Raw genomic sequence first — 23,597 nt, forward strand, 5'->3', positions numbered from 1 at the left:
CGCGCATTCCCGCGCCTCCAGGCGGCATATCTGCAACTAACGCACAAAAGTCAAGGAATTCACTTCCCGGGCGCGGTGCAACGTTGTCGCGTGCGATGCGTAGGGTGCGCGCAGGAGCAATCATATGATGCCTATCGCCGGCCAGCCGCTGCCCATCGAAGAGTATGCCCTGATCGGCGATTGCAACACCACCGCCCTCGTCGGGCGCAATGGATCGATCGATTGGCTGTGCTGGCCCCGATTCGACAGCGCCGCCTGCTTCGCCGCCTTGCTGGGCACGCCGGATAATGGCCGTTGGCAGATCTTCCCCGCCGGGGAGGACATCCACACCAGCCGTCAATATCGCGACGGCGGGTTGGTGCTGGAAACCGTGTTCACCACGCCGCATGGCACCGTCGCACTGATCGACTTCATGTTGCCGGAAAATGCCAACTCCACCATCATCCGCATCGTGGAGGGCCGCACCGGCCAGGTCGAGATGACGATGGATATCGCCCTTCGCTTCGATTACGGCATGTCCGTCCCCTGGGTCACCCGGCTGCCCAGCGGTACCGACTACGTCGCCGTCGTCGGCCCGGAGCTGACAGTGCTGCAGACCGAAATCGAATTGGAAGGCCACGACCTCCGCACCTCCGCCTCCTTCACTGTCGCGGCCGGCAAGCGGGCCACGTTCGTCCTGCGCCACGGCCCGTCCCACCTGCCACCGCCGGGCGCCGTCGACCCCGTCCACGCCTTGGCCGAGGTCGAAGCGTACTGGGCCGAGTGGTCTAAGCGCTGCACCTACCGGGGCAAGTACCAGGACGCCGTCCGCACGTCGCTGCTGGCACTGAAGGCGCTGACCTACCATCCCACCGGCGGCATCGTCGCCGCCGCCACGACCTCGCTGCCCGAACAATTGGGCGGGTCCCGCAACTGGGACTACCGCTATTGCTGGCTGCGCGACGCCACGCTGACGCTATTTTCCCTGATGCAAGCCGGCTATTACGAAGAAGCCGGCGCCTGGCGCGACTGGCTCCATCGCAGCATCGCCGGCAGCCCGGACCAGATCCAAATCATGTATGGCATCGGCGGCGAGCGCCGGCTCGCGGAGTGGGAGATCAAGGAACTCCCCGGCTACCAGGGCGCCGCCCCCGTGCGGATCGGCAACGCCGCGTCCGAGCAATTGCAGTTAGACGTCTTCGGCGAAGTGACCGAGGCCTTGCACCAGGCCCGCAACGGCGGCCTTGCAACCGCCCCGGCCAGTTGGGCCCTGCAATGCGCGATCATCAAGCACCTGGAGGACATTTGGGCCCAGCCCGACGAAGGCATTTGGGAGACACGCGGCGGCCGCAAGCACTTTACCTATTCCAAAGTCATGGTCTGGGTCGCCTTCGACCGGATGATCAAGGACGCCGAGGAACACGGCCTGGAAGGCCCGGTAGACCATTGGAAAGAAATCCGCGACCAGATCCGCACCATGGTCGAGGAAAAGGGCTTCAACACTGCCAAAAACAGCTTCATCCAGCATTTCGAGACCGAGCAACTAGACGCCAGCCTGCTACTGCTACCCCTCGTTGGCTTCCTCCCCCACGACGACCCCCGCGTGCGCGGCACCACCGCCGCCGTCGAGCGGGAGTTGCTGAAAGACGGCTACGTGCTCCGCTACAGCACCACCGACAGCGAGGACGGCCTACCGCCGGGCGAGGGCGCCTTCCTGGCCTGCTCGTTCTGGCTGGTCGATAACTGGCATATGCAGGGGCGGGAGACAGACGCGCTGGCATTGTTCGATAAGCTGCTTGGCCTCTGCAACGACGTCGGCCTGCTCTCCGAAGAATACGACCCGGCGGCCAAGCGCATGACCGGCAATTTCCCCCAGGCCTTCAGCCACACCGCGCTCATCGCCAGCGCGATGAATCTGGCCCAGGCCGGCCCCGCCCAAATGCGCGAAGCAGAGGCCGCAGAGACGTGAACTACGCCGGAATCAGTCCGGCGGCGCGATAGCTCTCCACGATCCTGTCGAATACGGTGACGTCGCCACGGCTGCGCGCCGCCAATTGCGCCCCACTAATGGCCGCGTAGACCGCCAGCGCACGGTCGCCACCCGGCAAAATTGTTGCCAGCCACCTCACGCAGACGTCCACGAACGTCTTTACTTCCGCCCTCACTACCTCCGGCAGCCCATCGATCTCGGCGGCCAGGAATCCGCACAGGCACATCCGGTTGCCATTCTCCAACGCGACGCGAAACACCGCGGTGTAGAACCGCAGGCAAGCCGCAGGGTCGGCGTTGGTGTCGGAGAAAGCGTTCAGCGCAGCCTGCGCCTCTTCCCAATACCGCCGGGCAAGCGCGGCGCCCAAATCGCCCTTGGTCGGGAAGTGATAGTGAATGCTGGCGCTTTTGATGCCGATCTCCTTGCCCAGCTCGCGAAAGCTCAGCCCGCCATAGCCATGCGCCTGCACCGTCGGCTGCGCGGCATTCAGGATCGTCTCTCGCATATCCGCCATGGCACGCCCCTTCTATCCTACCGTTAGATAGGCATTGACGCCAGGCGAGGAAAGCGCTTTATACCGACACTTACCTATCGATAGGTAAGAATGGAGAGCACAATGAAAATCCATGATCGCGAAGGCACCATCAACCCCACCCGCATCCGCATCGTTCTTGCGGAGAAGCGTCTCGGGGACCGCATCGAGTTCGTCAGCGTCGACATCATCTCGGCGGAGCAGAAGTCAGCCACCTTCCTCGCCAAGAACCCGATCGGCAAGATCCCGCTGCTCGAACTCGATGACGGCACCATCATCTCCGAATCGACTGCAATCACCGAGTATCTCGACAACCTCGATGGCAACCCGACGCTGACAGGCAAGACACCGCGGGAGAAGGCGCTCATCCACATGTGGCAACGCCGGGCCGAGCAACTCCTGCTCGAACCCGTCGACGATTACTTCCACTACGGCACGAAGGGTCTGGGCGAGGCGCTACAGCCGTTCCGCATGCCCGACTGGGCTGGCCGAAAGGAATGGGGCGAGCGACGCGGCGCCTTCGCGGTGGGCAATCTACCCTATCTCGACACCGAACTCGCCGGCCGGGCGTTCCTCGCCGGGGACGCCTTTTCGATGGCCGACATCACCCTGTTCGTAGCCCTGGCCTTCGCCGAACTCGCCGGCCTGTCGATCCCGCCGGATTTGGCCAACCTCGCCACCTGGCGCGGCCGGGTCGCCAATCTTCCAGCGGTCAAAAACCGCAGCGGCCAAAACCTCCGTCCCGAAGACCTGGCCCGCCTAGCCGCCTAAAACGGGTGTCCAGAGGACCAGGTCCTCTGGCGGGGTTCGGGGCAGCCGCCCCGACCTTGCCTCTCGCTAGGTAGCCTTCTCCGGCCGAACATCCTTGATGTCCCGGAACGTCAGCCCCTCATTCGCTTCCATCACCCGGCGCAGACTGAACGTTGACGACGCCAGAAACACCGGGTCACCGTCCACATCGTCCGCCATGGCGGTGCGCTGCACCTGGCTGAATTTCTCCAGCATCACCCGTTCCCCGGTCACCCAGCGGGCCAAGTTATAGGGCACCGCTTCGAACCCAATCCCGACGCCATACTCGCCTTGCAGGCGCGAAATCAGCACGTCCAACTGCAGCGTCCCCACCACGCCGACGATTGGCGGGCTGCCATCCTGCGGCCGGAACAATTGCACCACGCCTTCCTCCGCCAGCTCCTGCAACGCCTGTCGCAATTTCTTCGCCTTCATCGCGTCATCCAGCCGCACCCGGCGCAGGATCTCCGGCGCGAAATACGGCACGCCGACGAAGTTCAGATCCTCCTCCTCGGACAGCGTATCGCCGATGCGCAGGGTGCCATGGTTGGGAATCCCCACCACGTCCCCCGCATACGCCTCGTCGGCGATCTGCCGGTCCCGGGCAAAGAAGAATTGCGGCGCATGCAGCGGGATCAACTTGCCCGTGCGCACCTGCCGCAGCCGCATCCCCCGCTGCAGCTTGCCGGAGCAAACTCGTGCAAAGGCGATCCGGTCCCGATGGTTCGGGTCCATGTTCGCCTGGATCTTGAACACTAGCGCCGTCAGCTTGTCCTCGTTGGCATTCACCGTGCGGGTGTCGGCCGGCTGCGCCCGCGGCGGCGGCCCGAACGCCACCAGGCTGTCCAGCAGATCGGTGACCCCGATCTCCTTGATCGCGCTGCCGAAGAACACGGGCGTCAGATGCCCGGCGTTGAAGCTCTCCAATTCGAACTCCGGCAGGGCGGCACGCGCAAGGTCGATCTCCTCTCCCATCGCGATCATGCGGTCGTCCGATTGGGGTAGGGGCTCCATCGTATGGACCTCCCGCGTGCGCAAATCATACGTGCCGGCGAAGGTGGCGGCGCGCCCGATCGGCCACGTCACCGGCGCAGTATCCAGCGCCAGCGTATTCGCCACCTCGTCCAGCAACTCGAACGGGTCGCGCGCCTCGCGGTCCATCTTGTTGACGAAGGTCAGGATCGGGATATCCCGCATCCGGCAGATCTCGAACAGCTTGCGCGTCCGCGCCTCGATCCCCTTCGCTGCGTCGATCACCATCACGGCGGAATCCACCGCCGTCAGCGTCCGATACGTGTCTTCGGAGAAATCCTCGTGGCCCGGCGTGTCCAGCAGATTGAACACGCACCCGCCATACTCGAACGTCATCACGGACGTTACGACCGAGATGCCACGATCCCGCTCGATCCCCATCCAATCGGACCGGGTGCGCCGCCGCTCGCCCTTCGCACGCACGTTGCCAGCCAACTGGATGGCGCCGCCGGCGCGCAGCAGGCGTTCGGTGAGCGTAGTTTTACCGGCATCCGGGTGCGAGATGATCGCGAAGGTCCGGCGGCGGGCGATTTCTTCGGCTGATGTCATCGGTATTCCCCTCTCCCGCGGGCGGGAGGGGGCCGGGATGGGGGTTGGCATCGACCAACCCCGGGGCGAGCCACCCTCACCCAACCGTCCCCCGCAGGCGAGGGACGGAAGTCTAGGCGATTAACGCGAGTAGAACTCAACCACCAGGTTCGGTTCCATCTGAACCGGATACGGCACGTCGGTCAGCTTCGGCGCGCGGCCGAACTTGCCCTTCATGGCGCGGTGGTCGACTTCCAGATATTCCGGCACGTCGCGTTCGGTGCTCTGCGTGCTGTCCAGCAGCACGGCGAGCTGCTTGGACTTCTCGCGAACCTCGATCACGTCGCCATCCTTGACCAGGTAGGACGGGATGTTGACCCGCTTGCCGTTGATCAGGATATGGCCGTGGTTGACGAACTGGCGCGAGGCGAACGGCGTGATCGCGAACTTCAGGCGATACACCACCGCATCCAGCCGACGCTCCAGCAACTCGATCAGATTCTCGGAGGTATCGCCCTTGCGGCGCACGGCCTCGTCGTAATACTTGCGGAACTGCTTCTCGCCGATGTTGCCGTAATAGCCCTTCAGCTTCTGCTTCGCCATCAGTTGGATGCCGAAATCGGTCGGCTTCTGCTTGCGGCGCTGCCCGTGCTGGCCGGGGCCGTAATCGTGCTTGTTGATCGGCGACTTCGCCCGGCCCCAGAGGTTCACACCCAGGCGACGGTTGATCTTATACTTAGATTCAGCGCGCTTCGTCATGCGCAAGGCACTCCATTCTGTGTCGCCCTCGTTGAGGCGTTGTTGCACCGGTAGTCCGAAACGACTTTCGGCGGGAGCAAGCCCCGAAGGCTCGTCCACGTTCCCGGCAGTGCGCGGGGGGATAGAGCGCACCTCCCCGCTTGTCAAATCCCGGCGGGGGTTGCATCAGCCATGCATGATCAATCGTGGCGACATCATCTGGCTCGGCGTGGCTTCCGGCGTAACCGGCGGGATGATCGGCGGCTCCATGCTCGGCCTCGGCATCGCGATGATACTGGAGGGTGTCTACGCCGGGCTACTGCTCATCTGTATCGGCGCGCCCTGTTCCGCCCTCATCGGCTGGCTCATGGCGAGGCGGCTGGCCAAACAACTGGCCTGACGGGCTGCCGGCCTGTCTGGCCGGGGGTCCAATGCGCCCTAAATTGCCCCCGTCCGCAGCGCCGCCACGCGCACCCGCTCCAAATGCACCACATACGTGCCGCTCAGCGCGATGATGACGGCCCCCACCAGCGTCCAACGGTCCGGCACCGCGCGAAACACCAGGTAGCCGAAGAACGACGACCAGATCAGCTGCGCATAGGTCAGCGGCGCCAGGACGGTCGCCCGCGCATACCGATACGCCAGAAGCGAGAACAACTGCCCGCACGACGCGATCACGCCCACCGCCAGGCATAGCCCGAGTTGCCGCAGCGTCAGCGGCGCCAGGAAGAAGGGCAGGGCGCACAGCAACAGCACGAACCCGGTCATCGCCGTCCACATCAGCGTCACGCTAGCCCGGTCCAGCCCCACCAGCCGCCGTGTGATCAGCATCGCCATGCACCAGCACAGCGACGACAGCAGCACCAGCAGCGCCGCCGGGTGCAGTCCGCCCACGCCCGGCCGCACCACGACCAGCATGCCGACAAACCCCACCAGCACAGCGGCCCAGCCCTGTGGCCGCACGATCTCCCCCAGCACAGGAATGGCCAGCACGGTAATCAGCAGCGGGGTGATGAAGTTGATCGCCGTCGCCTCGGTAATCTGCATGTATTTCAACGACAGGATGAACGATATGGCGCTGCCCACCACGCCTATTCCGCGCAGGATCTGCAAGGCCGGCCGCCGGCTCCGGATCGAGGCGCTGCGGCGACGCAGAAACGGCACCCCGGCCATCGCCACGAACACGGCGTAGCGGATGCTCGCCAACTCGACCGCCGGCACGCTCTGCGTGACATACTTCGCCATGGTGTCCGACAACGAGAAGAAGATGGTGGCGAGCAGCATCAACGCCCCACCCCGGATGTAATTGTCGTTCATTACGGATTGTTAGAGCATGGCTCGGCGGCGCCGCCCAACCGCGCAGTCGGCATGGCTGACGGGCCGAACTGTGCCGGGATTTGCCGCATATTTGGCGCAATCGTCCGGTCCGGGCTACGCTGCGCGCAAGCTTTTACGGGGATGAACCAGCATGCGCCTGACGATCGTAACGGCCGCAATCGTGGCGGGGCTCATGAGCGTCGGGACGGCACGCGCCGCGACGGAAATGCCGTACAGCGACGCAGCGCTCGCCGCCGCGCAGAAGGCGGGCAAGCCGATCCTGATCGACATCACCGCCCCCTGGTGCCCCACCTGCGCCAAGCAGCACCCGATCCTGTCGCAGCTCTACACCACGCCGGAGTTCAAGGATTTGCAGGTGTTCGACGTCGATTTCGACACCAGCAAACCGCTGCTGCGCAAACTGGGCGTGCAGATGCAGTCCACCATGATCGTCTATCACGGCGAGAAAGAAGCCGGCCGCGAGACCGGGCAGACCGCCGCCCCGGCCATCCACGCCCTGTTGGCTAAAGCCAACTCCTAACCTGCCATGACCTTCGGCAGCGTCGGCGCCGGGTATGTGGCTGGGGTGCTATCGACGCTATCGCCTTGCGTGTTGCCGCTGCTGCCCCTGGTGGTGAGCAGCGCGCTGGCGGCGCATCGGGCCGGTGCGCTGCTCCTGGCGGCAGGCTTAGCCCTGTCCTTCACCGCCATCGGGCTATTCGTCGCAACCATCGGCTTCGCCATCGGCCTGGATGGCGACCTGTTCCGCACACTGTCCGCCGTGCTGCTGATGCTGATCGGCCTGGTGCTGCTGAGCAGCGTCTTGCAAGCGCGGTTTGCGCTCGCCACCGGCGGCCTGGGCAATGCCGGCAACCGTCTCCTGGCCCGGCTGTCACCCGGCGGCCTGCGCGGCCAGTTCGTGGTCGGTGCGGTGTTGGGCGCGGTATGGAGCCCCTGCGTCGGCCCAACCCTGGGCGCTGCCTCGGTCCTGGCGGCCCAAGGGCAGGATCTACCCGCGGTGGCCACCGTCATGCTGGCCTTCGGCCTGGGCGCCGCCACCCCGCTGCTGCTCGTCTCGTTCCTATCCCGCGCGGCCCTGCTGCGCTGGCGCGGCCGCATGGCCCGGGCAGGGCAGGCGGGCAAGGTGTTGCTGGGCGGCGGCGCGGTGATCGTCTCGCTCCTGATCCTCACCGGCCTCGACCGCAGCGTGGAGGCCGCCGCCGTCAACGCCTCCCCAGCGTGGTTGACGGATCTGACGACGCGGTTTTAACCGGCCCCTGCGAGCGGTAACGCCGCGCGCCCACCGGCCGAACGCCTGAGCCTTCCTCGCGTGCGTCGCCGGGCTAGCGGGTCAACCCGCGCAACGCTGCCTCGATACGTGGTCGCGCATCTGGCCCTAGCGGCAGGATGGGCCGCCGCGGGTCGAACCGGCCGAGCGAGAGGATATCGGCCATTACGAACATCACGCGAAAACTGCCGAATTCCTTGAACAGCGCCCAGAGTGGCTGGAACGCCGCGTCGATCTCGCGGGTGCGGCCGGCGTCGCCGGCTTGTGCCGCCCGCACCAGGCGCAGCGCCGGGGCAGGCAGCAGCCCGGCGACCACGCTGTAAAACGCATCGGCCCCAGCCAGCAGGGCGTCCGCGGCGAACCAATCACCGCTATAGCCGATGGAGAGCCCGTCGGCCGTCTGGCGGAGCCGCCCCACTTCGCCCGTGAAGTCGCCGTCCTTCGCCGCCGGCATCTTGACCGCTGCGACCTTCGGTAAGGCGGCCAACCGCGCGATTAATGTCTCGGAGAAGGTGAAGTGAGTCGTGCTGGGGTTATTGTAGATGCAGAGCGGCAGGTCGGTCGCACCCGCCACGGCCCGGAAGTGCTGGAAAACCTCCTCCTCCGTCAGCGGCGTATAGGATACCGGCGCCAACAGCAGACCATCCGCGCCCGCCTCCTCAGCATCCCGCGCCAAAGCCTGCGCCTCCGCCGTCGTCAGCGCCCCCACGCCCACCATCAACGGCACCCGGCCGCCAATGCAGTCAGCCGCGGCCTTCACCGCCCGCAACCGCTCGGCACGGGACAGATAGGCGTAGCCGCCCGTGCTGCCGAGCAACCCCACGGAGTCGACTGCGGCGTCGGTGATTCGCTCCAATTGAGCACACAGAAGGTCCACCTGCACGCGGCCCGCCGCGTCGGTCGGCGTCAGCGAAAAGGCCGACAAGCCTTGAAATAACGCCATACTCCGTCTCCCCATACGATAGGCTCAGGCTTCCTCGACCACACCCGGCGCCATATCGTCTTCTGGCACCGCCTCCGGCCGCCCCCGCCGCATCCGTCCGAGCGATAGCCCGGCGACGATGCCATGCAGCGTGCGCACCTCCTGCTCCGTCGCCTCGCCGCGCTGGAACAGGTGGCGGATACTCCGCACCATGCCGGGCCGTTTCGCCAGATTGCGCAGGAACCCGCATGCGTCCAACTCGGCAACCAGGTGGTCCAGGAACCCGTCGAGCGAGCCCTTCGTCGCGATCTCAGTTTCGTGCGTCACGAACTCCCGCGCCGGCGTGTCGTCGCCGGCGGTCCACCACTCATAGGCCATCACCATCACGGCTTGGGCCAGGTTCAGCGACATGAATTCGGGGTTGAGCGAGTAGCGAACCAGCGTATCCGCCTCCGCCATGTCATCATTGTCCAGCCCGGCGCGTTCCGGCCCGAACAGGATGCCGCAGCGCAGCCCGGTGGCCGCCGCCACCCGCACATCCTGTGCGGCGGCACGGGCGGTCAGCACGGGTTTGACGATGTGGCGCGGGCGCGGGCAGGTGGCAAAGACGCGCTGCAGATCCGCGACGGCATCGGCAACCGTGTCGTGTACTGTCGCCCCCTCCAGGATGCGGTCGGCACCGGACGCCATGCGCCAGGCACGCTCCTGCGGCCAGCCGTCGCGGGGTGCCACCAGGCGCAAATGGAACAGCCCGCCATTCCCCATGGCACGCGCCACGCTGCCGATGTTGTCGGCCAATTGCGGGCGCACCAGGATCACCACCGGACTACCCGGGATCGGCACCAGGGGGGCGCCGCCGTCGCGACCCGTCACGGCGTTTTGTGACGCTCTAGCCAACGGCGCATGAAGGCCTGCTCCTTGGTCTGCGACGCGATAATGTCCCGCGCCAGCTTGCGCAACGCCAGGTCATGGCCGTACTGCAATTCGACCCGGGCCATATCGACTGCCCCCTGATGGTGCGGCAGCATTCCCATCACGAAATCATGGTCCGCATCCCCGGTATAGGGCACGTCCATGCCCTTCATCATGCCTTGCATCGCCTGCTTGTAGCCGGCGGTGGAGGCGTTCTCCCCACCCGGCGTCGGCACCGCATGGTTCATCGGGGCCATCTGGGCGGAGGCCGTGCCGCCGATCAGCAGCAGGATCGCCAGTGTTTGACGAATCATCAGTGTCTCCTGAGTTAGGTGGTGCGCCAGGTCGTGCCGCCGGGACCGTCCTCCAGCACCACGCCCTTTGCGGCCAATTCGGCGCGGATCGCGTCGGCGCGGGCAAAGTCGCGGGCCTTGCGGGCGGCCAGCCGCTCGGCAATCGCCGCCTCGACCGACGCTGCATCGACGCCCTGGCTGAACCAGGCCGCCGGGTCGCTCCCCAACAGCCCCAGCATCGCGCCACCAGCCCGCAATTGTCCCGCCGCCGCGGCGTCACCCGCCAGCGCCGCGTCGGCGAAGCGGCGTAGATGGGCGATGGCGAGCGGTGTGTTCAGATCGTCGCACAGCGCGTCGACAATCTCGGCAGGCGCCGCCGCCGCCGCCGCCCCATCGCCCAGTGCACGGTAGAACCGGTCCAACTCCCGCCGGCTTTCCTCCAACGCTCCGTCGTTGAAATCTAGCGGCGCCCGATAATGCGATCGCAGCAGCAGGAACCGCGCCGCCTCACCCGGCGCCTTCGCCAGCACGTCCCGGATCGTTGTGAAATTGCCGAGCGATTTGGACATCTTCAGTCCATCCACCCGCAGCATCCCGTTATGAATCCAGATATTGGCGAACGAGCTACCCGGAAACGCGCAGCATGACTGCGCCCGCTCGTTCTCATGATGCGGGAACAGCAAATCGGCCCCGCCCGCATGAATATCGAAGCTCGACCCCAGATACGTCCACGCCATGGCGCTGCACTCGATATGCCAGCCCGGCCGGCCACGACCCCAGGGGCTATCCCACCCCGGCAGATCGGCGGAGGACGAGGGCTTCCACAGCACGAAATCACCCGGATCGCGCTTGAACGGCGCCACATCCACCCGCGCCCCGGCCAGCAACTCGTCCGGGCTACGACCCGACAGGCGGCCATACTCGGCATAGCTGGCGACGGCGAACAGCACGTGCCCCTCTGCCGGATAGGCGTGCCCCGATTCGATCAGCCGTTCGATCACGGTGATCATCTGGGCGATGTGGGCTGTGGCCCGCGGCTCCACATCTGGCGGAACGACGCCCAGTTCGGCGATGTCGGCATGGAAATCGGCCAGCGTGCGCTCCGTCACCTCGGCGATGGACTGCCCACTGGCGGCGGCGCGCGCGTTGATCTTGTCGTCCACGTCCGTGATGTTCCGCACGTAGGTGACGCGCGGATACAGATGCCGCAGCAGCCGCACCAGCACGTCGTTCACCACTTCGGGCCGCGCATTGCCGATATGGGCTCGGTCGTACACCGTCGGCCCGCAGGCGTACAGCCGCACGTGCGACGGGTCGATCGGAACGAGCGGCTGGCGCCCGCGGCTCAGGCTGTTGTGCAGCGTCAGGACTGGCATGGTCCGCATGTTCTGGTGCAGCGCGGCTTCGCTGACAACCAGGCGCACGCGATTAGAAGCGTTTGGCCAGTGGCATCGGCCCATCGCGGAGCACGCCGTGCCAGGCCAGAATCGTATCCACGATGAACGCCGCCAGCGCCACGATGGTGCAGCCGAGCGCCATCCCGAACACCCACAGCAGCACCATGCTACCCGCCGCATCGCGCAGCGTCACCACGAAGAGCGCAAACGCCGCCGCACAGGTGCACGCCCCCGCCAACCCGGCAAAAATCACCGAGGCATCCAGCGCCAACCGCCGCCGGCTCAGCCGCCGCAGATGGCGATATAGATCGAGCGCCTTCTGGTCGTCATCGGCAGCGTCCAGCAACTCGGTGATGTGCTCCACATGGTCGGACACGCGGGCCAGCCGTGTGTTGAACAGGTTCAGCAGCGTCCCGATGCCCGACAGCAGAAAGATCGGCGCCAGCGCGGTCTGGATGATATGCGTGACATCGCCCGACGCCGCGATGGGGTCCATTCAGGCCTGCGCCACCTGCAACCGTTCCGCCGCCCGGGGCCGCCCGATCAACGGCAGCAACCCGCGCATTTCCGGCCCGCGCTCCTCCCCCGTCAGCGCCAGGCGCAGCGGATGGAACAGATTGCGCCCCTTGCGGCCGGTGGAGGCCTTCAACGCATCGGTCCAAGTCACCCAAACATCCGGCGTCCAAGGCTCGGCGGGCAGGGTGGCCAGCGCTTCGCGAAGGAACTCGCCCTCGCCCTCCACCACGGGGGGCACGATGTGCCCGGCCACCACGTCCCACCACCCGCGCGCCTCCACCAGCATGTCGAGATTGCCACGCACCGCATCCCAAAACGCCGGGGTGGCGCCGGGCGGCAGGCGATCCTGCACCGCCTCGAACGGCAGGCCGTGCAGCACCTTGCGGTTCAGCGCCAGCAACTGCCGGATGTCGAACCGCGGGGACGACCGCGAGTATCGGCTCAGCTCGAAATCCACCGCCAATTGCGGCAGCTCGCACGGCACCGGATCCTCCGACGTGCCCAGCCGCGCCAGATACGCGGTAACTGCCGACGCCTCCACCCCATCCTGCCGCAGCCCCCGCAACGAGAGCGAGCCGGTGCGCTTGGATAATTTGCCCCCGTCATCGCCCACCAGCAGCGGCAGATGCGCGAACGACAACGCCGCCGGGTCGCCGCCCAGCGCCTTCCAGATGTCGAGCTGCACGGCGGTGTTCGTCACATGGTCCTCGCCGCGCACGATATGGGTGATCCCCGTGGCCAAATCGTCCACCACGGAGGTGAAGGTATACAGCGGCGCGCCATCCGCCCGGACCAGCACCGGGTCGGAGATGGTGGCCAACCGGACCTGCTTGTCGCCTAGCACGATGTCTCGCCAGGCGCTGGCCCCGTCGGACAGGCGGAAGCGCCAATACGGCACCTTGCCCCCGGCCTCGGCGGCGGCGCGCTGTTCCGGCGTCAGTTTCAGCATCGCGCGGTCGTAGGTTGGCGGCTGGTGGCGACGCAGGCGCTGGTCCCGCTTGGCCTGCAACTCCACCTCGCTCTCGAAGCAGGGATACAGCCGTCCCGCCGCCTCCAGCTTGCGCGCAGCCGCCGCGTAATCGGCCAGCCGGTCGGATTGGCGAAAGCTGTCGTCCCAATCCAGCCCCAGCCACGTCAGGTCCTGCTCGATCGCGACGGCGAATTCCGGCTTGTTGCGCGTCGTATCGGTGTCGTCGAAGCGCAGCAGGAATGACCCGCCGTGCCGCCGCGCGAGCAGATAGTTCGCCAGGGCGGCACGGACATTGCCGACATGCAGCAGGCCGGTGGGGGAGGGAGCGAAGCGGAGTTTCATGCCGCTAGCTCATACCGAGAGTCTCGGTTGGCGTCACTGCGGCGTCAGGTCGACCTTGAACCACTTCATGTACAGCGCCTTGGTCGTGCCGTCCGCCTTCGCCGCTTCGATAGCGCCGTCGAACATCGTCTTCAGCTCCGGATCGGTCTTGCGCAGCCCCACGCCCGAGCCGGTGCCCGTGGCGCCCCCACGCAACAGCGGCCCGGCCATCACGGCCACATCGCCGCCCGGCTTCTCCAAACTGGCCGCCAGCGTCGCCTGGCTGCCGCAGATCGCGTCGATGCGGCCCGCCTGGATGTCCAGGTCTTCTTCCTGCGTGGTCTTATAGGTGCGGATCTCGGCCACGACGTCCTTCAAATACAGGTTGGCGACGTCGGACTGGATGGTGCTGACCTGCACGCCGAGGATCTTGCCCTTCAACGCCTGGCGCAGTGGCTCCAGCGCCGTCTTGGCCGCCGCCGCGTCGTCCAGCCGGATGGTCTGGCCCGTCAGCGGCAGTTTGCCGCCGGCATCCTTGCTCATCACGAAGGTGGTGGGGCTGGCGATATACGGCCCGGCGAACGCCAACACCTCCATCCGCTTCGGCGTGATGCTCATCGCAGCCATGATCGCGTCATACTTTCCCGCCTGCAGCCCGGGAATGATGCCGTCCCAATCCTGCGCGATGATGTCGCACTTCACCTTCATGTTGGCGCACAGCACATGCGCGTAGTCGATCTCGAACCCGGCGAGCGAGCCATCCGGCGCGTGGAAGTTATACGGCGGGAACGCACCCTCGGTGGCGATGGTGATATGCGCCCACTCCTTCGCCTGCGCGGCCGGGGCAAAGGCAAGGGCGACGGCAGCCAGCATGGCGGCAAGACGGGTCACGATGGGGCGATCCTCACGTTGGTTGCGGACAACATGCCCGGCTTTCGCAGAGCTGTCATGCGGCTGACACGGCCGCGAGCCGTTTATCCAGGGTGACGAGTTCCGCGCCAAGATGCCGCGCCAGCCACAGATAACTCGCATCATAGGCTGTGAGCCCTGTGCGGACGGCCAGGTCGAGCACGTCCTCGAACATCACGTCGTGAATCGCGATCGGCAGCGCCGTTCTGGTGCGGAGTTGGGCGCGATACTGCGCTGCATGCGTTGAATCGCGCCGGGATCGTTTCCAGCAGATATTTGCCAGTTCGAAGTCGATCAGCGCCGGCGCCGCAAGCTCAAAACCGCGTAAGGCCCTGACGATGGAAGCTTGCTCGGGTTCGGCAAAGCACAGCGCGGCGATGGCGGACGCGTCGACGACCTTAACGGTCACGATCTTCCCGGATCATCTCAACAGATGACGGCGACCGCGGGCCAACCTGTTCCGCAAGTGCCGCAATTTCGTCGACGGTCAACGACCGCGGCGATGCGTCGATCCGCGCTACGTCTTCGAGAATCGATAGTAACTCCCCCTGCAGCGACCGATGATTGCGCGCAGCCCGGCGGCGCAGGCGTTCGACGACATCATCCGGGGCATTCTTGATCGACAGGTTGACGGGCATGGTTGGTTCCACAATGGCTCCAAAACAGATCCTACGCGCGCTTCAACACAGCCGCAACATTATGCTACAGCGGCCCCGTGCCCACCCGGAGGAGCCCGGTTCGTGAAATCCGCTATCGTCGTATTCCCTGGCACCAATCGTGAGCGAGATGTCGCCATCGCTCTGCATCGGGCGACCGGCAAGCGCCCCGGCACGCTGTGGCACCGGGAAACTGAACTGCCGGCCGGTACCGACCTGGTGATCCTGCCGGGCGGCTTTTCCCACGGCGACTACCTCCGTTGCGGCGCCATGGCCGCCCATTCCCCCATCATGCCCGCCATCCGCGCCTTTGCCGACCAGGGCGGTCACGTGCTGGGCATCTGCAACGGCTTTCAGGTCCTGACCGAGGCGCAGATCCTGCCCGGCGCCCTGCTGCGCAACGCGGCCCTCCGCTTCCTGTCCCAGGACTGCCACCTCCGCGTCGAACGCGCCGGCACCGCCTACACGCGCCACTACCAGAAGGGCCAGGTCTTCCGCGCCCCGATGGCCCATGGCGACGGCAACTACAACGCCGACCAGGCCACGCTCGACCTGCTGGAGGGCGAGGACCGGGTGGCCTTCCGTTACGTCACCCCCGAGGGTGAAACGGCGACATCCGCCAATCCCAACGGCTCCGCGCGCTCCATCGCCGGCGTCTACAGCGCCAACCACCGCGTCCTCGGCCTCATGCCGCACCCCGAGGACCTGGTGGATCCCCTCATGGGCGGCACCGACGGCGCCCCTCTTTTCGCCGGCCTGGTCGAGGCGCTGGCAGCATGAACCGCGACGTCACCCCGGCGCTGGCCAAGGAATTCGGCCTCAGCGCCGACGAATACGCCAACGTCCTGTCCATCATGGGCCGCACGCCCAGCTTCACCGAACTTGGCATCTTCTCCGTCATGTGGTCGGAGCACTGCTCCTACAAATCGTCCCGCGTCTGGCTGAAGACGCTGCCGACCAAGGCCCCTTGGGTCATTCACGGCCCCGGCGAGAACGCTGGCGTCGTCGATATCGGCGAGGGCCTGGCCGCCATCTTCAAGATGGAATCCCACAACCACCCCAGCTTCATCGAACCCTACCAGGGTGCGGCCACCGGCGTTGGTGGCATCCTGCGCGACGTCTTCACCATGGGCGCCCGCCCCATCGCCAACCTCAACGCCCTGCGCTTCGGCAGCCCCGACCACCCGGCGACCAAGCGTGTGGTGGACGGCGTGGTCCGCGGCATCGGCGGCTACGGCAATTGCGTCGGCGTCCCCACCGTCGGCGGCGAGGTGAACTTCCACCCGGCTTACAACGGTAACCCCCTGGTCAATGCCATGACGGTCGGCATCGCCCCGCGTGACCGCATCTTTCTCTCCGCCGCCGCCGGCATCGGCAACCCCGTCGTCTACGTCGGCAGCCGCACCGGGCGCGACGGCATCCACGGCGCCACCATGGCCTCCGCCGAGTTCGGCGCCGACAGCGAAAGCAAGCGCCCCACCGTGCAGGTCGGCGACCCCTTTACCGAAAAGCTGCTGATCGAGGCGTGCCTCGAACTGATGGCGACCGACGCCATCGTCGCCATCCAGGACATGGGCGCCGCCGGGCTCACTTCCTCCTCGGTCGAAATGGCCGGCAAGGGCGGCGTCGGCATCCAGCTCGACCTCGACATGCTGCCGCAGCGTGAAGCCCACATGTCCGCCTACGAGATGATGTTGTCCGAGAGCCAGGAACGCATGCTGATCGTCCTGAAGCCGGAGCGCGAAGCCATGGCGCGCGCCATCTTCGAGAAGTGGGAGCTGGATTTCGCCGTCATCGGCCACCTGACCGACACCGGCCACATCGTCATCAAGCACAAGGGCGTGGTCGAGGCGGACATCCCGCTAGACCCATTGGCCGAGAAAGCCCCGCTCTACCACCGCCCCACCCAGGACACGCCGCCCCAACCGCCGCTTGGCCCCATCACCAGCACCGTCTCCCCGGTGGATGCACTGGCCACGCTGGTGGCATGCCCGGACCTCTGCTCCCGTGCCTGGGTCTGGAACCAGTACGACAGCACCATCGGCGGCCAAACCGCCAAGCGACCCGGCGCCGCCGACGCCGCCATCGTCCGCATCGACGACCACTCCCTGGCCCTGGCGCTCACCACGGATTGCACCCCGCGCTACTGCGCCGCCGATCCCCGCATGGGCGGCATGCAGGCCGTGGCGGAGGCATGGCGCAACATCACCGCCACCGGCGCCACCCCGCTGGCGATCACCGACAACATGAACTTCGGCAACCCGGAAAAGCCGATCGTCATGGGCCAATTCGCCTCCGCCATCGCCGGGATGGCCGCGGCCTGCACCGCGCTGGATTTCCCCGTCGTCAGCGGCAACGTCAGCCTTTACAACGAGACGGACGGCACCCCGATCCTGCCTACCCCCGCGATCGGCGGCCTGGGTGTCATCGCCGACGCCGCCAGCGCCGTGGGCCTGGCCCTGCAGCCCGGCCTGGAACTGGTCCTGATCGGCGACACCGAGGGCCAACTCGGCCAGTCCCTCTGGCTGCGCGAAATCGCCGGCCGCGAGGAAGGCCCGCCCCCGACCGTGGATCTGGCCGTTGAGCGCCGCAACGGCGATTTCGTGCGCAAGCAGATCATCGAGGGCAAGATCACTGCCTGCCACGACGCTTCCGACGGCGGCCTGCTGGTCACGGTGGCCGAAATGGCGATGGCCGGCGGGGTCGGCGTTCACCTGGCCGCGCCGACGCCGGGCATCGACGTCAATGGCTGGTGGTTCGGGGAAGATCAGGGCCGCTACGTCCTGGCCGTCACCGACGCCGCCGCCGTGATGCTGGCGGCCGATGCCGCGGGCGTTCCGGTGCGCCGCCTCGGCTCCACCACCGGGGACCGCCTCACCTTGGCCGATGGCAGCTTTGTCACACTCGCGGCGTTGAAGGCAGCGAACGAACGCTTCTTCCCCGCCTGGATGGACCAGGTTTGACTTCGCCCATCGTCCTAACCATATCATGATGCAACCGCGAGAGTGCTGACCCAATGGCTATGGCTGCCAGTGAGATCGAGGCGATGATACGTGCCGCCCTACCGGACGCGCGCGTGACTGTCGAAGACCTGGCCGGGGACGGCGACCACTACGCCGCCACGGTCACGAGCGAGACCTTCCGCGGGCTAACGCGGGTGAAGCAGCACCAACTCGTCTATGCCGCCTTGCGCGGCCGGATGGGTGGTGAACTGCACGCCCTGGCCCTTCAAACCTCTGCCCCCTGAACCCTCTGCCCCACTTTGGAGATGACACCATGAGCGAGACGATGGCTGCGACCGACCGGATCAAGAAGGACATCACGGACAACCGCGTGATGCTGTTCATGAAGGGCAATGCGCTGTTCCCGCAATGTGGCTTCTCCGCGCGCGTCGTGCAGATCCTCAGCCACATGGGCGTCCCGTTCCACACCGCCAACGTGTTGGAAGACCCGGCGCTGCGCGAGGGGATCAAGGCGTTCTCGCAGTGGCCGACCATCCCGCAGCTGTATGTCGATGGTGAGTTCGTTGGCGGCTGCGACATCGTGACCGAGATGTTCCAGTCCGGTGAGCTTGAGACGCTGATGAAGGAAAAGGGCGTGCCGCATCAGGCCGCCGCCTAAGGCATCAGCCGGGTTCGCCGGGTTCCGCCCGGCGGCCTTCGCCTTCTTCCGCGGTCTCGCGACGAACCAAACGAAAGCCTGGTTCGAGGACAACCGCGACGCATACGAGGCGGAAATCCGCCTCCCCAGTGTGGCGGTCGCCGAACAGGTGGCCGCCGCCTATGCCAGTTTGGATCTGCCGTTGAGTGGGGACGCCAAGCGCTCCCTGTTCCGGCTGAACCGTGACGTGCGCTTTAGCAAAGACAAGTCGCCCTACAAGACCCATGCGGGAATCGTGTGGATGCGCCCCGGCTATAAGAAAGAGAGCGCCGGCGTCACCTACCTCCACCTCGCCGATGAGGGCTGCTTCGTCGGCGCCGGCTTCTGGCATGTCGAGCGGGAGGAACTGGACGCGATCCGCGAGGCCATCCGGGTCGATCCCGCCGGCTTCACCGCTGCCGTGGCGCATGCCGAGTCCGCCGGGCTGGCGCTCGATACATCCGACGGCCTAGTCCGCGCTCCTCGCGGGTTCGAGGACATCACCGACCCGGCCATCCTCCCCGCCATCAAGGCCCGCAACCTGCTCGTCACGGCCAGGCTGACCAAGCGGGATGTCGGCTCCGCCACGCTCGTCCCGCGCATCGTGGAGCTGACGCAGGCCATGCTGCCCTTTCTGCAATTCGGCTGGAACGCCATCGCCGAGGCCGGCCCGCCGCCGGATTGGAGCCGCCTGCAGGGGCGCTGACATCCGGGCCGTACGCGCTTATGTGCGGTACCGAATAGAGAAGGGTGCTCCGATGGCCTACGACTTCGACCTGTTCGTCATCGGCGGCGGCTCCGGCGGCGTGCGCTGCGCTCGCATTGCCGCCCAACACGGCGCCCGCGTTGCCGTGGCGGAAAGCACGTATTGGGGCGGCACCTGCGTGAACGTCGGCTGCGTGCCGAAAAAGCTGATGGTGATGGCCGCCGATTACGGCATGCAGGTCCAGGACAGCCGCGGCTTCGGCTGGGACACGCAGCGTGGCACCCATGATTGGGGCGCCTTCATCGCCGCCAAGGATGCCGAGATCGCCCGGCTGAACGCCATCTACGTCAAGCTGCTCACCGGCTCTGGCTGCACCATGTTCGACGCCCGCGCCTCTTTCATCGACGCCCATACGCTCGATGTCGGCGGCAAGCGCGTGACGGCGGACAAGATCGTCATCGCCGTCGGCGGCCACCCGCTGCGCCCCAGCATGCCCGGCTGCGAACTCGGCATTACGTCCGACGAGGCGTTCCACCTAAAGGAATTGCCCCGCAGGGTGATGCTGATCGGCGCCGGCTACATCGCGGTCGAGTTCGCTGGCATCTTCGCCGGCCTCGGCTCCGAGGTCGAACTCGTCTGCCGCCCCCCGCTCCCCCTGCGCGGCTTCGACCACGACCTGCGGGAAGCCTTGGCCGAGGCGTTGACCGCCCAGGGCGTGAAGCTCCACTGCGGCACCGCCCCCTCCAAGGTCGAGCGGGAGGGCGACGGCTACCACGTGCACCTGATGGACGGCACCGTCCGCCATACCGACCTGGTGTTCTGGGCCGCTGGGCGCCGTCCGAACACCAAAGGCCTGAACCTCGAAGCCGCGGGGGTAAGATCCACCGATAGCGGCGCCGTGGTGGTCAATGCCGAGCAGCAGACCAGCCAGCCCAACATCTACGCCATCGGCGACGTGTCCAACCACATGAACCTGACCCCCGTCGCCATCGCCGAGGGCCACATCCTGGCTGACAAGCTGTACAGTCCCACGCACCGCACCTGGAATTTCGACACCGTCGCCACCGCCGTGTTCAGCCACCCGCCCATGGCGACCGTGGGGCTGACGGAGGAAGACGCCGCCGCCCGTTACCCGGTCGACGTCTACATGACCAAGTTCACCCCCATGCGGCACACCATGACGGGCCGCCACTCCCGCACGGTGATGAAGCTGGTGGTGGAGCAATCCACCCAGCGCGTCGTCGGCGCCCACATGTTGGGCGACGACGCGGCCGAAATGATGCAGGGCATCTCCATCGCCATGAACGCCGGCGCCACCAAGGCGGATTTCGACCGCACCATCGGCATCCATCCCACCGCGGCGGAGGAGTGGGTCACCATGCGCACCCGCACCCGCGTCGCCGGGGTGAAAGCGAAAGCCGCCGAGTAATCCGGAACGACTGAGCTAGACGCTGGGGCGACCAGCGCTGCGCACAATGGCAATGATGCAAATTTTGGGTGATAAGGCGCCAAGAGGAGCAAGTGCCATGCAGAGCTGGTCGCCGGAAAATTGGCGTCACCAACCCATCCGTCAGAACCCCGCCTATCCGGACGCGGATGCGCTCGCACGGGTCGAAGCCCGGCTGAAATCCTATCCGCCGCTGGTTTTTGCAGGCGAGGCCCGGCGGCTGAAGGCGGCATTGGCGACGGCGTCCGAGGGCAATGCCTTCGTGCTGCAGGGCGGCGATTGTGCCGAAAGCTTCGGCGACTTCAACGCCAACATCATCCGCGACACCTTCCGGGTGCTGCTGCAGATGGCGGTCGTGCTGACGTTCGGCGCCAGCCTGCCCGTGGTCAAACTGGGCCGCATGGCCGGCCAATTCGCCAAGCCCCGCTCCGCCGACATGGAAACCGTGGATGGCACGGCGCTACCCTCCTACCGCGGCGACATCGTCAACGGCCCGGCCTTCACCGCCGCCGACCGCGTCCCCGACCCGGCGCGCATGGAAACCGGCTACTTCCAATCCGCCGGCACGCTGAACCTGCTGCGCGCCTTCGCCAGCGGTGGTTATGCCGACCTGCACGAGGTCCATCGCTGGAATCTCTCCTTCGCCGCCCGCTCCCCCCTGGCCGAGCGCTACGGCGAACTGGCCCAGCGCATCCAGGAAACGCTCGGCTTCATGGCCGCCTGCGGCATCACCAGCGCCACCACGCCGCAGATCCGCGAAACCGATTTCTACACCAGCCACGAGGCGCTTCTCCTGCCCTACGAGCAGGCGCTGACCCGGGTCGATTCCACCACCGGCGATTGGTACGCTTGCTCCGCCCACTTCCTCTGGATCGGCGACCGCACCCGCCAGCCGGACGGCGCCCATGTCGAGTTTCTCCGCGGCGTGAAGAACCCGATCGGCATCAAGGTCGGCCCCACCACGCCGGTCGCCGACCTGATCCGCCTGATCGAGATCCTGAACCCCAAGGACGAACCCGGCCGCGTCACCCTCATCAGCCGGATGGGCGCCGAAAACGTCGGCCAGAAGCTGTCCCCACTGGTGCGCGCGGTGAAGTCCGAGGGCCGCCGCGTCCTGTGGCTGTGCGACGCCATGCACGGCAACACCATCAACACCGCCACCAAGATCAAGACCCGCTCCTTTGACGCGATCCTGAAGGAAGTCCGCGGCTTCTTCGACGTGCACGCGGCGGAGGGCACCTGGGCCGGTGGCGTTCACGTCGAGATGACCGGCCAGAATGTCACCGAATGCGTCGGGGGCGCCCACCATTTGACCGAGGCCGACCTGGCGGACCGCTACGAGACGTTCTGCGACCCACGCCTGAATGCCGAGCAGTCTCTGGAACTGGCTTTCCTCGTGTCCGAGGAACTGAAGTCCCGCCGCCGTCCGGTGCCGCTGACCGCGGTCGCAGCCCAGTAGACGATACCGCTGACATCTTTACAGAACGGGGGCCGGGGGCCGAGAGTCTTCCGGCAGACGGGGGCGGTGCCCTCGTCACACCCTGCAGGTAGACCATGACCCTGTCCGACGACATCGACTCGCGTACCGATGCCTATTTCAACCGAACGCGGGACATCATCGCCAAGTTCGGCGACAAGCGCGTCACCTACGCGGTGTTCCTCCGCCGCCCGGTCATCTCCGCCCCGCGTCTGCTGGTGGATTGGCTCACCGCCGTCGCCGCCGAACAGGGGTTCGAGGTCGACCTCGATGTCACCCATCCGGAAGGCAGCTGGGTCGGCGCCGGCGAACCGCTGATCTACATCACCGGCTCGTTCCAGCACCTGTCCAACTGCGAGACGATCTTCCTGCAGAAGCTGGGCCCGGCCTGCGTCGCCGCCCACAACGCCTACCAGATGTGCAACGCCCTCCCGAACGTCGCCTTCCTGGCCATGGACGCCCGGCACTGTGCCGGTGGCGAAATGCAGGACATGATGGGCTACGCCGCCGGCGTAGGCAGCCGCGCCGCCCAGGCCGAGGGCGCCCGCGGCTTCGTCGGCACAGCGACCGAGATGACGGCGCATTGGTTCGGCCAGCCGCACGGCGCCGGCACCATGCCGCACGCGCTGATCGGCTACGCCGGTTCCACCGTCCGCGCGGCCGAGATGTTCGCCGAAACTTTCCCCGGCGAACCTCTCACCGTCCTCACCGACTATTTCGGCCGCGAAGTCACCGACGGCCTCGCCGTCTGCCGCCGCTTCGCCGACCTGGCCAAGGCCGGCAAGATGTCCGTCCGCCTCGACACGCATGGCGGACGCTTCCTGGAAGGCCTGGACCCCGGCGAGAGCTATGCCGTCCTCGAACGCCGCTCCCCCGGCGCCATCCGCCGCTACCGCAGCGACACCGAACTGCGCTACCTCGTTGGCTCCGGCGTGTCCGCCGCCGCCATCTGGCGCATGCGGGAGGCGCTGGATGATGCCGGGTTCGACAAGGTGCGGATCGTCGTGTCCTCCGGCTTCAACGTCGACAAATGCCGGGTGATGGCGGATTGCCAGGCCCCGATCGACGTGGTGGGCACCGGTAGCTACATCCCCGATCATTGGGCCGAGACCTACGCCACCGCCGATATCGTCGCCTATGACGGCGATGCGCGCGTGAAGGTGGGTCGCGAATTCCTGTTGCGCCGCAACGGGGCACGCAAGCGTAATGGCGTTGATTCCAACAAAGGCGCCCCCTAGC

The 23,597-nt window shown here is 66.5% G+C and carries 26 protein-coding genes; 13 read left to right on the plus strand and 13 right to left on the minus strand.

Features of this window, described 5'->3' with window-relative positions; translation table 11 throughout:
• Window positions 1–124 precede the first annotated feature (124 nt).
• Window positions 125–1,948, plus strand: coding sequence for a glycoside hydrolase family 15 protein (locus GSQ76_RS27715; protein ID WP_254070672.1), 1,824 nt, complete (start codon window positions 125–127; stop codon window positions 1,946–1,948).
• A gap of 1 nt (window position 1,949) precedes the next feature.
• On the opposite strand, the gene GSQ76_RS27720 is transcribed toward GSQ76_RS27715, so the two are convergent.
• A complete protein-coding gene (locus tag GSQ76_RS27720; protein WP_158747289.1) occupies window positions 1,950–2,483 on the minus strand; it encodes a TetR/AcrR family transcriptional regulator in 534 nt (177 codons plus the stop codon).
• Window positions 2,484–2,585: 102 nt separating this feature from the next.
• On the opposite strand from GSQ76_RS27720, the gene GSQ76_RS27725 reads away from it, so the two are divergent.
• The gene (locus GSQ76_RS27725) at window positions 2,586–3,272 is read left to right on the plus strand and encodes a glutathione S-transferase family protein (protein WP_158747290.1); all 687 of its coding nucleotides are present in this window, start codon (window positions 2,586–2,588) and stop codon (window positions 3,270–3,272) included.
• Between the two features lie 66 nt (window positions 3,273–3,338).
• Here the strand turns inward: GSQ76_RS27725 and GSQ76_RS27730 are convergent, their stop codons facing one another.
• Together GSQ76_RS27730 and rpsD are read right to left on the minus strand one after the other, a co-directional pair.
• Entirely contained in the window at window positions 3,339–4,871 is a 1,533-nt protein-coding gene (locus GSQ76_RS27730) for a peptide chain release factor 3 (RefSeq protein ID WP_174247410.1), read from the minus strand.
• A gap of 120 nt (window positions 4,872–4,991) precedes the next feature.
• Window positions 4,992–5,609 carry a 30S ribosomal protein S4 gene (gene rpsD, locus GSQ76_RS27735; protein WP_158747292.1) on the minus strand — a complete coding sequence of 206 codons (618 nt, stop codon included), beginning with the start codon at window positions 5,607–5,609 and terminating at the stop codon, window positions 4,992–4,994.
• Window positions 5,610–5,784: 175 nt separating this feature from the next.
• On the opposite strand from rpsD, the gene GSQ76_RS27740 reads away from it, so the two are divergent.
• Window positions 5,785–5,988 (plus strand): hypothetical protein, encoded by a 204-nt coding sequence (locus tag GSQ76_RS27740; RefSeq protein ID WP_158747293.1) that lies wholly within the window; start codon window positions 5,785–5,787, stop codon window positions 5,986–5,988.
• 38 nt (window positions 5,989–6,026) lie between these two features.
• Here GSQ76_RS27740 and GSQ76_RS27745 read toward each other — a convergent pair whose 3' ends face one another.
• Window positions 6,027–6,905 (minus strand): DMT family transporter, encoded by an 879-nt coding sequence (locus GSQ76_RS27745; RefSeq protein WP_158747294.1) that lies wholly within the window; start codon window positions 6,903–6,905, stop codon window positions 6,027–6,029.
• Window positions 6,906–7,056: 151 nt separating this feature from the next.
• Between GSQ76_RS27745 and GSQ76_RS27750 the strand changes: the two genes are divergently transcribed.
• Window positions 7,057–7,446 carry a thioredoxin family protein gene (locus GSQ76_RS27750; RefSeq protein ID WP_158747295.1) on the plus strand — a complete coding sequence of 130 codons (390 nt, stop codon included), beginning with the start codon at window positions 7,057–7,059 and terminating at the stop codon, window positions 7,444–7,446.
• Window positions 7,447–7,452: 6 nt separating this feature from the next.
• Entirely contained in the window at window positions 7,453–8,175 is a 723-nt protein-coding gene (locus GSQ76_RS27755; RefSeq protein ID WP_158747296.1) for a cytochrome c biogenesis CcdA family protein, read from the plus strand.
• A gap of 73 nt (window positions 8,176–8,248) precedes the next feature.
• On the opposite strand, the gene GSQ76_RS27760 is transcribed toward GSQ76_RS27755, so the two are convergent.
• Genes GSQ76_RS27760 through GSQ76_RS27800 form a run of 9 tightly spaced genes read right to left on the minus strand, consistent with a single transcriptional unit; the run spans window position 8,249 to window position 15,071 of the window.
• The gene (locus GSQ76_RS27760; RefSeq protein ID WP_158747297.1) at window positions 8,249–9,136 is read right to left on the minus strand and encodes a dihydrodipicolinate synthase family protein; all 888 of its coding nucleotides are present in this window, start codon (window positions 9,134–9,136) and stop codon (window positions 8,249–8,251) included.
• A 24-nt stretch (window positions 9,137–9,160) separates the two neighbouring features.
• Complete coding sequence (locus GSQ76_RS27765; protein WP_158747298.1) at window positions 9,161–9,988, minus strand: RNA methyltransferase; 828 nt, start codon at window positions 9,986–9,988, stop codon at window positions 9,161–9,163.
• The gene (locus GSQ76_RS27770) at window positions 9,985–10,341 is read right to left on the minus strand and encodes a DUF305 domain-containing protein (RefSeq protein WP_158747299.1); all 357 of its coding nucleotides are present in this window, start codon (window positions 10,339–10,341) and stop codon (window positions 9,985–9,987) included. Before GSQ76_RS27770 ends, GSQ76_RS27765 begins: the two co-directional genes overlap by 4 nt.
• A 14-nt stretch (window positions 10,342–10,355) precedes the next feature.
• Window positions 10,356–11,705, minus strand: a complete 1,350-nt coding sequence (gene cysS, locus GSQ76_RS27775; protein ID WP_408837417.1) for a cysteine--tRNA ligase — start codon at window positions 11,703–11,705, stop codon at window positions 10,356–10,358.
• A 43-nt stretch (window positions 11,706–11,748) separates the two neighbouring features.
• Window positions 11,749–12,213 carry a DUF2721 domain-containing protein gene (locus GSQ76_RS27780; protein WP_158747300.1) on the minus strand — a complete coding sequence of 155 codons (465 nt, stop codon included), beginning with the start codon at window positions 12,211–12,213 and terminating at the stop codon, window positions 11,749–11,751.
• Window positions 12,214–13,545 (minus strand): glutamate--tRNA ligase, encoded by a 1,332-nt coding sequence (gltX, locus tag GSQ76_RS27785; RefSeq protein WP_158747301.1) that lies wholly within the window; start codon window positions 13,543–13,545, stop codon window positions 12,214–12,216.
• A 33-nt stretch (window positions 13,546–13,578) separates the two neighbouring features.
• Complete coding sequence (locus GSQ76_RS27790; RefSeq protein ID WP_254070673.1) at window positions 13,579–14,415, minus strand: transporter substrate-binding domain-containing protein; 837 nt, start codon at window positions 14,413–14,415, stop codon at window positions 13,579–13,581.
• A gap of 55 nt (window positions 14,416–14,470) precedes the next feature.
• Complete coding sequence (locus tag GSQ76_RS27795) at window positions 14,471–14,842, minus strand: type II toxin-antitoxin system VapC family toxin (protein ID WP_158747302.1); 372 nt, start codon at window positions 14,840–14,842, stop codon at window positions 14,471–14,473.
• Window positions 14,832–15,071 carry a FitA-like ribbon-helix-helix domain-containing protein gene (locus GSQ76_RS27800; protein WP_158747303.1) on the minus strand — a complete coding sequence of 80 codons (240 nt, stop codon included), beginning with the start codon at window positions 15,069–15,071 and terminating at the stop codon, window positions 14,832–14,834. Before GSQ76_RS27800 ends, GSQ76_RS27795 begins: the two co-directional genes overlap by 11 nt.
• Before the next feature lie 102 nt (window positions 15,072–15,173).
• Here GSQ76_RS27800 and purQ point away from each other — a divergent pair, with 102 nt between their 5' ends.
• The 8 genes from purQ to GSQ76_RS27840 all read left to right on the plus strand — a co-directional run bounded on the left by purQ (window position 15,174) and on the right by GSQ76_RS27840 (window position 23,596).
• Window positions 15,174–15,869, plus strand: coding sequence for a phosphoribosylformylglycinamidine synthase subunit PurQ (purQ, locus tag GSQ76_RS27805; protein WP_158747304.1), 696 nt, complete (start codon window positions 15,174–15,176; stop codon window positions 15,867–15,869).
• Entirely contained in the window at window positions 15,866–18,052 is a 2,187-nt protein-coding gene (gene purL / locus GSQ76_RS27810) for a phosphoribosylformylglycinamidine synthase subunit PurL (protein ID WP_158747305.1), read from the plus strand. Before purQ ends, purL begins: the two co-directional genes overlap by 4 nt.
• Before the next feature lie 53 nt (window positions 18,053–18,105).
• Entirely contained in the window at window positions 18,106–18,336 is a 231-nt protein-coding gene (locus GSQ76_RS27815) for a BolA family protein (RefSeq protein WP_158747306.1), read from the plus strand.
• A 29-nt stretch (window positions 18,337–18,365) separates the two neighbouring features.
• Window positions 18,366–18,710, plus strand: a complete 345-nt coding sequence (gene grxD / locus GSQ76_RS27820; protein WP_158747307.1) for a Grx4 family monothiol glutaredoxin — start codon at window positions 18,366–18,368, stop codon at window positions 18,708–18,710.
• Window positions 18,694–19,434, plus strand: a complete 741-nt coding sequence (locus GSQ76_RS27825) for a DUF2461 domain-containing protein (RefSeq protein WP_158747426.1) — start codon at window positions 18,694–18,696, stop codon at window positions 19,432–19,434. Before grxD ends, GSQ76_RS27825 begins: the two co-directional genes overlap by 17 nt.
• Before the next feature lie 52 nt (window positions 19,435–19,486).
• On the plus strand, window positions 19,487–20,863 hold the full coding sequence (gene gorA / locus GSQ76_RS27830; RefSeq protein WP_158747308.1) for a glutathione-disulfide reductase: 1,377 nt from the start codon (window positions 19,487–19,489) through the stop codon (window positions 20,861–20,863).
• 97 nt (window positions 20,864–20,960) lie between these two features.
• Window positions 20,961–22,340 carry a class II 3-deoxy-7-phosphoheptulonate synthase gene (locus GSQ76_RS27835; RefSeq protein ID WP_254070674.1) on the plus strand — a complete coding sequence of 460 codons (1,380 nt, stop codon included), beginning with the start codon at window positions 20,961–20,963 and terminating at the stop codon, window positions 22,338–22,340.
• A 95-nt stretch (window positions 22,341–22,435) separates the two neighbouring features.
• Window positions 22,436–23,596 carry a nicotinate phosphoribosyltransferase gene (locus GSQ76_RS27840; protein ID WP_158747309.1) on the plus strand — a complete coding sequence of 387 codons (1,161 nt, stop codon included), beginning with the start codon at window positions 22,436–22,438 and terminating at the stop codon, window positions 23,594–23,596.
• The last annotated feature ends 1 nt before the right edge of the window (window position 23,597 follow it).

It is taken from the genome of Acidisphaera sp. L21 (assembly GCF_009765685.1).
Lineage (GTDB): Bacteria > Pseudomonadota > Alphaproteobacteria > Acetobacterales > Acetobacteraceae > LMUY01.